A 12924-nucleotide genomic window follows, 5' to 3' on the forward strand; every position below is an offset into this window, starting at 1 on the left:
GTACAAATTCTCTATTTTAGGCTAAAACAACATAATTTCCTGAATTTTTTTTTACAAAAATTGAAGTATTCAATAAGCGATAACGTGATCTTTATTCGGATTTATTAGTGATTACGCTATAATGGCACAAATTTTTGTAATTGGTAAAGTTAGAAGAACAATGGCGTTAAAAATAACCAATAAATGTATTAATTGTGACATGTGTGAGCCTGAGTGCCCAAATGAGGCAATCTCAATGGGGTTTGATACTTATGAAATTGATCCCAATAAATGTACAGAATGTATCGGTTATTATGATCATTCGACTTGTCAGCGAGTCTGCCCTATTCAAAATGCTATTATTGCGGATCCTGAACATATTGAAACAAAAGAGGAGTTATTAGTAAAATTTGAGGGGCTTAAGTCTTCTTAAATCAGTTTAATTTAATATCAATTCGAAGTTCTTTTGGAATTTCAAAAGTGATATTTTCTAAAATGCCATCTGTCTCAATAAGCGATGTGCAACCTAAGCTTTTTAAATGATCAATCACCTGTTGTACTAAAATCTCAGGCGCAGAAGCACCTGCTGTTACGCCGATCGTATGTGTGTTGACTAACCACTCTTTTTGGATGTCAGAGGCAAAATCAATTAAATAAGCCTGTTTGCTGTTTCGCCTTGCTAGCTCGGCTAGGCGATTTGAATTAGACGAATTTTTAGAACCTACGACTAAAACAATGTCTGCGCGTGATGATAATTGTTTCACTGCTTGCTGGCGATTGGTTGTAGCATAGCAGATATCATTTTTGCGAGGGCTGCGAATATTAGGAAAACGTTTTTTTAAAGCATCTATAATTTGAGCAGCATCATCAACGGATAAAGTTGTTTGAGTGGTAAAGCAAAGATTATTTTCGTTTTTTACCTGTAGCTTTTTTACATCATCAATTGATTCGATTAAATAAATACCACCTTCGGGATTGTTATATTGTCCCATTGTACCATCTACTTCAATATGCCCAGCATGGCCGATTAAAATAACCTCTTCACCACGATAACTCGATCTAGCCACTTCCATATGTACTTTGGTTACAAGTGGGCAAGTGGCATCAAAAACACGGAGTTTACGTTGTTTGGCTTCCTCACGGATAGCTTTAGACACTCCATGCGCTGAAAAGATAAGAATTGAGTTATCGGGTACTTCGCTAATATCTTCAATGAAAATTGCCCCTAATTCTTTTAGGCGATTAACGACATAGCGATTGTGTACTACTTCGTGACGGACATAAACTGGTGCGCCAAACAATTCTAGTGCACGTTCAACAATTGTGATAGCACGATCAACACCAGCGCAAAACCCGCGAGGATTGGCCAAAATAATTTGCATACTATACAGTCTTCTTTGGTTTTTTATAATTACTGAAAATAAATAGTCCAATACCAACGCTGATTGCACAGTCAGCAATATTAAAAGTTGGATAGTGCCAGTCACCAAAATTGACATCTAAAAAGTCAATCACAAAACCATGATAAAGACGATCAAATAAATTACCTAATGCACCGCCTAAAATCATTGATAACGACAAGTTCTCTAATTTTTGTTGGCGAGTGTTGCGGTATAACATACGTACTATCACGGCACTGATAATTAAAGCGATAGCAGCAAGCATCATACGTTGCCCTTCAAAGATGCTAAAGGCAGCGCCAATATTGCGTACATAAGTGATAGAGAAGAATGGCAAAAGATTCACTGATTCAAATAGCGAGAAATTATTCAAAATCCAAAATTTACTTGCGATATCAATGATAAAAACAATGATTGCAAATAATAACCAATAAAGTGCATTATCTTTTTTCATATAGTTTGTGCTCATTATTATGTTTCCGCCGACATCGTCGGCGGAAAAGGTACTAGATTGCTTAAGGGATTGGCATAGCTCCATTTAATTTACTAAATAGATTGCTATGCGAAATGCCTTACCTCGCCTTTGCCGTGAATGTTTTCTTCACAACGCTTACATAAATGTGATGTTGGCTCATTATCGACGGTATAGTGCCAGCAACGAGGGCATTTATCACCTTGTGCTTTAGCGAGTTCAATTTTCAGTCCTTGAATATCGCTTTGCACCACATTTTCTGGTGCTTCTTGTAATGGTTTTACGCTAGCTTGTGATGTTAGTAATACAAAGCGTAATTCGTTTTCTAATTTAGCTAATGTTGCTGCAATATCTTTATCAGCATAAAGCGTAACAGCTGCTTCAAGCGCCCCACCAATCACTTTATCATTACGACCTTGTTCAAGCACTTTATTCACTTCACTACGAATGGCTAAAATCTGAGCCCAATATTCGCTATTTAATGCTTCGCTTTCTGGCAATGTAAATAGAGCTGTATACCACTCATCTTCAAAAACAAATTCTTGTTTATCAGCTATTGGCAGATATTGCCAAATTTCATCAGCAGTGAATGATAAAATAGGTGCAATCCAACGAACCATTGCTTGCGCAATATGATATAAAGCAGTTTGGCAACTGTGACGGGCAATACTATCACTTTTTGCTGTGTATTGGCGATCTTTAATAATATCTAAATAGAATGATCCCATTTCGATTGAGCAAAATTGCATAATACGTTGTACAACTTTATGGAAATCGTAATTTTCATAAGCCTGAATAATTTGTTCTTGCGCTTCTTTTGCCATACTAACTGCCCAGCGATCAAGAACAACCATATCTTCTGGTTTTACCATATCTTTAGTTGGATCAAATCCATTTAAATTCGCCAGTAAAAAACGTGCGGTATTACGAATACGGCGATAACTATCGGCAGCCCGTTTGATAATTTCTTCCGAATAACTCATTTCGCCTGAATAATCGGTCGATGCAATCCATAGGCGTAAAATATCAGCCCCAAGTTTGTTCATCACTTCTTGTGGTGTCACAATATTACCTAGTGACTTAGACATTTTACGGCCTTGACCGTCAACCACAAAACCATGTGTTAATACTTGTTTATAAGGGGCTTTATTATCAATTGCTGTTGATAACATTAATGAAGACATAAACCAACCACGATGTTGATCTGAACCTTCTAAATAAATTTCTGCATCATGTCCTTCAAATTCAGGGCGTGCACGCACAACAGAAGAGAATGTTGATCCTGAGTCAAACCAAACATCTAACGTATCAGGTACTTTACGATAATCATCAGCATCAGGACCTAAAAGATCTTTAATATCAGCATCCCACCAAGCTTGAATGCCATCTTTTTCAACTAGCTGTGCAACTTTTTCAACTAATGCTAGTGTATCTGGATGAAGTTCTTCGGTCTTTTTGTGAACAAATAACGTCATAGGTACACCCCATGTGCGTTGGCGAGAAATGCACCAATCAGGGCGATTAGTAACCATGGTTTCAATGCGTGCTTGTCCCCAATCAGGGATCCAACGAACTTGTTTAATTTCTTTTAATGATTGCGTTCGCAGACCTTGTTTATCCATGCTAATAAACCATTGTGGTGTTGCACGATAAATAACCGGTGTTTTATGACGCCAACAACATGGATAGCTATGTTCAATATTTTCAAAGTGAAATAGTGCGTTATGTTCTTTTAATATTTCAACGACAACTTTATTCGCTTTGAATACAAATAACCCATCGAGACCAGCGCCCGTTCCAGGCAAGTAACAACCATTACCACCAACTGGATTTGCCACTTCAAGACCATATTTTTGACCGACCATAAAGTCTTCTGTACCATGTCCCGGTGCGGTATGCACAGCTCCTGTACCTGCATCAATTGTAACGTGTTCGCCAAGTACAACTGGTTCATCAAAATCAAGGAATGGGTGTTTAAAACGTAACAACTCAAGAGCATTACCTTGGCAGCTACCTAATACTTTCCATTGGTCGATATTGGCGCGTTGCATTACAGATTCAACTAAATCAGTTGCTAAAATTAAGCACTCTTTATCATTGATTTGAACAAGTTGATATTCAAAATCGGCATTTAAAGCTATCCCTCGGCTAGCTGGTAATGTCCAAGGCGTGGTTGTCCAGATAACAGCATAAATGGTTAAATCAGTATTGATACCAAATTTATTTGCTACAGCTTGATTATCAACAGCTTTAAATTTCACATCAATTGCTGGCGATGATTTATCATAATATTCAACTTCTGCTTCGGCTAAAGATGACATACAATCGGTACACCAATAAACAGGTTTAGCGCCTTTGACTAAATGACCGTTTTTTATCACTCTACCTAACGCACGGATAATATTAGCTTCGGTATTGTAGTCCATTGTACGGTAAGGGTTTTGCCAATCACCTAGTACGCCCATACGGATAAAATCAGCTTTTTGTAGTTCAACTTGTGAAGCGGCATAATCGCGGCAAATTTGACGAAACTCAGCAGGTGTTACTTTTACACCTGGTTTTCCAACTTGCTCTTCGACTTTTTGTTCAATCGGTAAGCCATGACAATCCCATCCTGGAATATAAGGGGAATTATAACCGCTTAACCCTTTTGATTTGATAATAATATCTTTAAGGATTTTATTAACGGCGTGACCAATATGTAGTTTTCCGTTTGCATAAGGAGGGCCATCATGCAGAATAAAGTTTTTTTTACCTTTTTTGGCCGAGCGAATTTTGCGATAAAGTTCTTTATCGTACCAATTTTGTAACATTGCTGGTTCGCGTTTAGCAAGATCTCCTCGCATTGGGAATCCAGTTTCTGGTAGATTCAATGTATTTTTATAGTCTGTCATGCTGATTTATTCCAGTTAAATGTGTTGATACTACTTTTTATTGGTTAATTTTGCACTGATCTTTTTTGCAGTGCAAATATCTTGTGTAATTTGTTGTTTTAATTCTGTTAATGAGTCAAATTTTTTCTCATCGCGTAATTTTTTGATGAACGTTATGTCTAAATATTGTCCATATATATTACCCGAAAAGTCAAAAAGATTTACTTCAAGTATTGCGGTTTTTCCATTAATAGTTGGTCTTATCCCAATATTGGCAATACCGTGATAATGTTGATTATTGAAGATATTTTTGACTTTAACAAAATAGACTCCTTGTAGTGCAGGCTTTTTTCGATGTAAGTGAATATTTGCTGTTGGAAATCCCAACTCCCTTGCTAAAGCATTGCCATGAACTACGCGACCTTGAATTGTATAATCACGGCCTAATAGACAATGAGCCAATTCAAAATTACTATTCAAAAGTGCTTGGCGAATAGCAGTACTACTTATACGAAAATTATTCCAAACAAATGTTGGTATGCTTTCTACTACAAAATCATGATTTCGCGAATATTGTTGTAGAAGGTTGATATCCCCTTTACGTTCAAATCCGAACCGAAAATCATCACCAATTGTAATGTATTTAGCTTGTAGCTTATTGATCAACCAATCTTGAATAAAATGATCGGCAGACATATTGGCAAAAGTTTGGGTAAATGGAATAGCAATAATATAGTCGATACCTAATTTTTCAATAAAAATAACTTTTTCATGAAATGAAGTTAAACGTGACGGCGCATTATCTTGGGCAAAAAACTCTAGTGGTTGCGGCTCAAATAACATCACAACAGTGGGAAGATTGAGTTTTTTACCTTGTTTAATAATATGGTTAATTAATTGTTGATGTCCTAAATGCACGCCATCAAAATTTCCCAAGGTTAGAACACATTGAGAAAACTGATTTTTTAGATTAGTTATACTACGGATAATCTTCATGAAAACAATGTTATTTATATTAAGTAACCAAGAATTATACCAATCTTTCTTGAAGATGCACGCAATATAAAGTTGGATTTTATCGCTTTTCTTCAAGTATTTTCACTGTTTGAGATAAAATGCTAAGTGACTCGGTCATACTTTAAACTGTTGTGATTCAAACATACCCATTTATAAAATTAATAATGGTTTAGTGCTCGCAAAAATTCTTGCCTTGTGCTTGGGTTTGTTTTAAATCCTCCTCCGAGCGCAGTTGTTGTTGTAATACTATTGGAGTCTTTAATGCCTCGGGCTTTAACACAATAATGGGTTGCATCAATAGAAACTGCCACATTAACCGTACCTAGTAGTGTTTGTAGTGCCACTAAAATTTGTTGTGTTAATCTTTCTTGTACTTGAGGACGTTGGGAAAAAAAAGTTACAATTCGATTAATTTTCGATAAACCAATGACTTTATCTTTGGGAATATAAGAAACCGTTGCTTTACCGTCTATTGTGACAAAATGGTGTTCACAGACACTAGTTAGTGTAATATCGCGAACCGTTATCATTTCATCAACTTGCATTTTATTTTCGATTAACGTAATTTTTGGAAAATTTTCGTAATAAAGACCAGAAAAAATCTCATCAACATACATTTTCGACACGCGGTGAGGAGTTTGTGCAAGGCTATCATCAGATAAATCAAGTTCCATTAGCTTCATAATTTCACGAAAATGCGACTCGATTTTTGCTTTACGCTCATTATTATCTATAACTAAACGGCATAATGGTGTTTCAAGATTTTTAGCTACAAGGGCTTCTTTGACTTTTTGCGCGGCAGGGCTTAATTGTGTCATTTATTACATACTCAAGCGAAAATGAATACGTTATTATATAACACTCATTATGCAATATACAGTTGTTTACGGATGATTTATACTGAAATACATGCTTTCCTGAAACTTTTTGACACGATATTATCTCCTTCGTAAGAATATTATTGCTAATTAGGTTATACTATCAGCTATAAAATTAAATAACGTTTAGGTAACCATAATGCCAAATAAAACACCAATTATTTTAATTGATGGATCATCTTATCTTTATCGCGCTTTTTTTGCTTGTCCCCCATTAACCAATGTTAAAGGTGAACCAACAGGTGCTATTTTTGGCGTAATTAATATGATTCGTAGTTTACTTAATCAATATAATCCTACACATATTGCAGTGGTCTTTGATGCTAAAGGAGGATCTTTCCGTAACGAGATCTATAGTGAATATAAAGCCACTCGGGAGGCAATGCCAGAAAATCTTCGACCACAAATTGAACCTATTCATACTATTTTGAAAGCCATGGGGTTACCCCTGCTTTGTATTAAAGGTGTTGAAGCGGATGATGTAATTGGCACATTAGCAAGACAAGCTGAACGGGAAAATCTAGAGGTATTAATCAGCACTGGTGATAAAGATATGGCACAACTGGTGAGCGATAAAATCACATTGATTAATACAATGAATAATACCCAATTAGATCCACAAGCGGTAATAAAAAAATTTGGTGTTCCACCAGAAAAAATCATTGATTATTTAGCTTTAAGAGGCGATTCATCCGATAATATCCCTGGTGTGCCGGGGATAGGAGAAAAGATAGCTCAAAGTTTATTGGCTGAATTTAATGGCATCAAAGATATTTATAATCGGTTAGATGATATTGAAAAATTGAAGATCCGAGGCGCTAAATCTTTAAAACAAAAATTGAAAGATAATCAAAAAGAGGCTGAAGTTTCTTATCTATTAGCAACGATCAAAACCGATGTTAAGTTAGATTTTACCAATGAACAACTGCTTGCTGGTGATGTTGATGTTAATGCATTAGTTGAATTATTTACTTATTACGGTTTTCATCGATGGCAAAAAGAGTTAATTACTGGCATATTCTTAAAAAAACAAAAAAATCTAACAACAGAAGGTAAAGATAATCTATCTTTATTTGATACGGATGATAAAGCTGTTAAACAAAAAGTGGCAATTGATTACCAATGCATTTTAACTCATGAGCAGTTAGATAATTGGGTTGATAAATTAGCTAAGAGTAAACAATTTGCTTTTGATACAGAAACGAATAGTATTGATCATGTACATACAAAGTTAGTCGGTATTTCAGTAAGTGTTAACCCTAATGAAGCTGCTTATATTCCACTCGCGCATCAATATTTAGGTGTGCCACAGCAGTTACCACTAGATGATGTAATAACTAAATTAAAACCAATATTTGAAGATCCAGAAATCAAAAAAATAGCCCAAAATGCAAAATTTGATTACAGTGTGCTGGCAAACTATGGAATAACAGTGCAAGGGATTGCGTTTGATACTATGATTGAATCTTATGTATTAAATAGCACCGAGCGTCATGATATGGACAGCATGGCTAGTCGTTATTTAAATTATAACACCATTACCTATGATGAACTAACCAAAGTTAATAAAAAACAATTTACTATTGATGAAATCGAGTTAGAAAAAACAACAAAATATGCTGCTGAAGATGCCGACATTACTTTGCAACTACATCAAAAATTATGGCCAATTCTCGAAAAAAATCAAAAATTGACTAAGCTATTTACTGATATTGAGATACCTCTTGCGATAGTGTTAGCTGAAATGGAAAGAACGGGTGTACTTGTGGATGCTAAACAGCTCAACAAATTTTCTAATGAACTTAGTAAGCAATTACACGATACAGAAATTCAATTGCAATTACTTGCAGGAGAAAAATTTAATCCTGCATCACCTAAACAGATTCAAACGATTTTGTTTGATAAGCATCAATTGCCCGTATTAAAAAAGACACCAAAAGGCGATCCTTCAACTAGCGAAGAAGTATTAAGTGAGCTTTCTCGCGAATATGAATTGCCAAGAATGATTTTGTTTCATCGTGGTCTTGCTAAACTTAAAAATACTTATACTGATAAATTGCCCTTAATGATTAGCCCTAAAGATCAAAGGATTCATACCAATTATAACCAGATTGGAACTATAACGGGTCGATTGTCATCAAATGACCCTAATTTACAAAATATTCCAGTGCGAAATGAAGAAGGGCGACGAATTCGCCAAGCTTTTATTGCACCAAAGGGATATAAAATTATTTCGGCAGACTACTCGCAAATTGAATTACGTATCATGGCGCATCTATCACAAGATAAAAGTTTACTTGATGCTTTTTCTCATGACAAAGACATTCACCGTGTTACGGCTAGTGAAATTTTAGGTAAAACTGAATCTGAAGTGACTTCTGAAGAGCGAAGACGTGCAAAAGCGGTTAACTTCGGATTAATTTATGGTATGAGCGCCTTTGGTTTATCCAAACAAATTAATATTGCGCGTAAAGAAGCCCAATTTTATATCGATCGTTATTTTGAGCGCTACCCAGGTGTTCAAGCGTATATGGACCAAATTCGCCAACAAGCTGCTGAACAAGGTTATGTTGAAACCCTATCTGGTCGACGTTTATATCTTCCGAAAATAATATCAGGAAGTGGTATTGAACGACGTGGTGCTGAGCGTGCTGCCATTAATGCCCCAATGCAAGGTACAGCGGCTGATATTATTAAAACAGCAATGATTAAGGTAAGTGAATGGATAAAAAGCTTACCTGTAGATAATATTAGAATGGTTATGCAAGTACACGATGAGTTAGTATTTGAAGTGAAAGAAGAATTAGTTGAGCAATATAAAGCTCAGATAAAATCGATCATGGAAAATTGTTACCAACTATCTATACCATTAAAAGTGGATGTAGGTTTCGGTAATAATTGGGATGAAGCACATTAATCATACTAAATTCGTACTAAATAATTCAGCCTTATCTGTCTAGTTAAGGCTGATATTATACTTAAATATATACTTTCCTGAAACTTTTTAACAAGTTAAATTAACCTGTTAACTATAATGGAACTATTGCCGAAACCTTTCGGCGTGTTAGAATAAGCAACTAAATTGAATTGATACAAACATATTATTCTGCTTGTTAATATATGGCAGAATCAAAGGAAATGGTGCTGGTATTCGTTTTGTTGTTAAAGCTCTATTTTCGTTATTATTAGGATTATTTCATGAAAATCAAAACCCGTTTTGCACCTAGCCCAACAGGCTATTTACATGTAGGTGGTGCTCGTACAGCACTTTATTCTTGGCTCTATACTCGCCATGCAAAAGGTGCATTTGTATTACGCATTGAAGATACCGATCTTGAGCGCTCAACGCCTGAAGCGATTGAAGCAATAATGGAAGGTATGAATTGGTTAAAATTATCATGGGACGAAGGTCCTTATTATCAAACTAAACGCTTTGATCGTTATAATCAAGTCATCGATGAAATGTTAGCCAAAGGCACAGCTTATCGTTGCTACTGTTCTAAAGAACGTCTTGAAAAATTGCGTGAAGAGCAGATGGCAAAAGGTGAAAAAGCGCGTTACGATGGGCATTGCCGTTGTGCTTCAGTACAACAAGAGCATACACATGATGAGCCACATGTTGTTCGTTTTGCTAACCCTACTGATGGCACCGTTATTTTTAATGATTTAATCCGTGGTCCAATTGAGATTGCTAATAAAGAGCTTGATGATCTTATTATTCGCCGCACTGATGGTTCACCAACTTATAATTTCTGTGTCGTTGTTGATGATTGGGATATGGAAATTACCCATGTTATTCGTGGTGAAGATCACATCAACAACACACCACGCCAGATCAATATCCTAGAAGCATTAGGAGCGCCAATTCCTAAATATGGTCATGTATCAATGATTTTAGGGGATGATGGACAAAAATTATCTAAACGTCACGGAGCGGTTAGTGTCATGCAATATCGTGATGATGGTTATTTGCCCGAAGCATTACTTAACTATTTAGTGCGTCTTGGTTGGTCACACGGTGATCAAGAGATATTTTCTGTTCCGGAAATGATTAGTTATTTTTCATTAGATGCGGTTAGTAAATCAGCCAGTGCCTTTAATACTGAAAAATTACTTTGGTTAAATCACCATTATATTAACCATCTTGATGCGGATTATGTTGCTCAACATTTAATTTGGCATATGAACCAACAAAGATATGATTTATCAAAAGGTCCTGATCTTATCACTATTATTAAGTTATTTGGTGAACGTTGTAAAACGCTTAAAGAGATGGCTGAATCATGTGCTTATTGCTATCGAGATTTTGAAGATTATGATGCCGATGCGGCTAAAAAACATTTGCGCCCAGTCGCCAAAGAGCCATTAGAAACAATTAAAGCAAAAATTGAAGCTATTGCTGACTTTGATTGGCAAATTGATAAAATTCATCATGCGATTGAAGCAACTGCAACCGAGCTTAATGTTGGTATGGGTAAAGTTGGCATGCCATTACGCGTTGCTGTAACAGGTATCGGGCAATCGCCATCGGTTGATGCAACTATTTTTGCGGTAGGCAAAAAACGAGCGCTGGCTAGAATTGATAAGGCTTTGGCATATATTAATCAACGTGAGCAATCTCAAAATTAATATATTTATTGCAGGGAAATCCCTGCAACCCTTTTTGTCAAAGTGAGAACTCCTATGGTTCGCTTAAAAAAACGCTATTGGATCTTACTCAGTATCTTATTTTTCCTCATACTGTTTTGCTTGTTTGGGTGGCATTATTGGCAGACTTTCAAGCAGAAAAATGGGATTATTGTCGATTGGCATGGTGCTAGCGTTGGCTTTAAAGGTTTTACTTTTGACGAAATTACTGTCAGTAAACCATCCCAAGTTTCTATAACTGCTAAAAATTTATCAATTTCATTATCGCAGTTAACTGCAAATAATTTAGATATTTATTGGCAACCCAATGAATCTGAAATAGCTTTAGAAACTATTGAAAATCCGGTTGATATAACGACTGAAACGCTTAAACAATCTGATCCCGATCTCTCTTTGATTTCAACTATTATTTATTGGTTACCTAAAACGATTCATATAAATACACTGCGACTTTATGAACAAAATAAAGCGGGATTAGATTTAAAAGTTGATATAAGTAAACAGCAAGAAGCAATACAACTTAATTTATCAACCAATACCCAAGAAATAACACAATTGTCTGCCACTTTGTTGTTTAATCAACAGGCTTTGCGGATTGACATACAAAACGGCCTTTTTAAAACATCCCTAAATCAATTTGGTTTACAAAATAGTAATTTAGTCTTACCGTTTACTGGTTGGTTATCTAGTCATCAATTGGAATTAACAACTTCGGATAAAGCATCAATTAGTTTAGAAAAAGCAAATCTTTCTGATGATTTAATCCTTGGTTCTTCCAATGGGAATTTCAATATTCAACTTAAGTCAAACATTCCATTTGATAGTAACCAACTATCTGCTATAGCAACATTAACCATTAATAAACTCAATGGTATTTATAAAACTAGTGAAATCAAATCGGTTACAGGCGATATCAATATTATTATTAAAGATAACCAATTTACTATTTCAACACCGGTATTAAATATTCAAGAAGTAAATATGGGGTTCGCTTTTGAAAAGATTAAATTAGTTGGAAGCTATTTAGCCTCGTTTAAAGCACCAAACAAAGGAACGGTTACATGGAAAAAAGCTCAAGCTAATATCTTCTCTGGTTTGGTTTTTATTGAAGAAAATAAATTGAATTTAGCTAAATTACCCCAACAATTTAATTTAAGGTTAAAACAGATACAACTAAAAGATATTTTTAAGCAATATCCTTCTGAAGGGCTTGCTGGTGATGGTGCAATTGATGGCGTTTTACCTATTACGTTATCAGAGATAAACAAAAAGGGTGAAACAGCTTTAAAATTTGTCATTAAAAATGGCAAGTTAGTTACGATCAACGAGGGTTATTTACAATTTGAAAATTCTGCCCTCAAAAGCTATGGGCAAAATAACCCCAATATGAAAATACTCACTGATATTATTAAAAATTTTCATTATACTAAGTTACAAGGCGCAGTTGATTACGCTAATGACATTGCCAAATTAAAATTGAATATTCAAGGCAGTAATTTGGATGTCGAAAATGGCAAAGCGGTTAATTTAAATATCAACCTTGAAGAAAATATGACTAAATTGCTCATGAGTTTACAGTTATCCGATCAAATTAGTGAGCCAATCCGTAAACGTATTGAAGCTTATTTAAAAAATAAATCTTCAAAATAAGGGGTTAT

Annotated in this window: 9 protein-coding genes; 4 read left to right on the forward strand and 5 right to left on the reverse strand. The window is 35.3% G+C overall.

Annotated features, from left to right (window positions below; translation table 11 throughout):
- Positions 1–121: 121 nt before the first annotated feature.
- Positions 122–412 carry a YfhL family 4Fe-4S dicluster ferredoxin gene (locus ACGH49_RS09500; protein ID WP_411589158.1) on the forward strand — a complete coding sequence of 97 codons (291 nt, stop codon included), beginning with the start codon at positions 122–124 and terminating at the stop codon, positions 410–412.
- A gap of 1 nt (position 413) precedes the next feature.
- Here ACGH49_RS09500 and ispH read toward each other — a convergent pair whose 3' ends face one another.
- The 5 genes from ispH to folE form a co-directional block, all read right to left on the reverse strand.
- Entirely contained in the window at positions 414–1361 is a 948-nt protein-coding gene (ispH, locus tag ACGH49_RS09505) for a 4-hydroxy-3-methylbut-2-enyl diphosphate reductase (protein ID WP_411589159.1), read from the reverse strand.
- Position 1362: 1 nt separating this feature from the next.
- Entirely contained in the window at positions 1363–1848 is a 486-nt protein-coding gene (lspA, locus tag ACGH49_RS09510) for a signal peptidase II (protein WP_411589160.1), read from the reverse strand.
- Positions 1849–1937: 89 nt separating this feature from the next.
- Positions 1938–4745, reverse strand: a complete 2808-nt coding sequence (gene ileS, locus ACGH49_RS09515; protein WP_411589161.1) for an isoleucine--tRNA ligase — start codon at positions 4743–4745, stop codon at positions 1938–1940.
- Positions 4746–4775: 30 nt separating this feature from the next.
- Complete coding sequence (ribF, locus tag ACGH49_RS09520; RefSeq protein ID WP_411589163.1) at positions 4776–5720, reverse strand: bifunctional riboflavin kinase/FAD synthetase; 945 nt, start codon at positions 5718–5720, stop codon at positions 4776–4778.
- 179 nt (positions 5721–5899) lie between these two features.
- The gene (gene folE / locus ACGH49_RS09525) at positions 5900–6559 is read right to left on the reverse strand and encodes a GTP cyclohydrolase I FolE (protein WP_296207626.1); all 660 of its coding nucleotides are present in this window, start codon (positions 6557–6559) and stop codon (positions 5900–5902) included.
- Between the two features lie 199 nt (positions 6560–6758).
- Between folE and polA the strand changes: the two genes are divergently transcribed.
- From polA to ACGH49_RS09540, 3 genes are all read left to right on the forward strand, one after another.
- Positions 6759–9536 (forward strand): DNA polymerase I, encoded by a 2778-nt coding sequence (gene polA / locus ACGH49_RS09530; RefSeq protein WP_411589164.1) that lies wholly within the window; start codon positions 6759–6761, stop codon positions 9534–9536.
- 281 nt (positions 9537–9817) lie between these two features.
- Positions 9818–11248 carry a glutamate--tRNA ligase gene (gltX, locus tag ACGH49_RS09535; RefSeq protein WP_411589165.1) on the forward strand — a complete coding sequence of 477 codons (1431 nt, stop codon included), beginning with the start codon at positions 9818–9820 and terminating at the stop codon, positions 11246–11248.
- A gap of 120 nt (positions 11249–11368) precedes the next feature.
- A complete protein-coding gene (locus tag ACGH49_RS09540) occupies positions 11369–12916 on the forward strand; it encodes a YdbH domain-containing protein (protein ID WP_411589166.1) in 1548 nt (515 codons plus the stop codon).
- Positions 12917–12924: the final 8 nt, after the last annotated feature.

Source organism: Gilliamella sp. BG7, assembly GCF_046635565.1.
Taxonomy (GTDB): domain Bacteria; phylum Pseudomonadota; class Gammaproteobacteria; order Enterobacterales; family Orbaceae; genus Gilliamella; species Gilliamella apicola_P.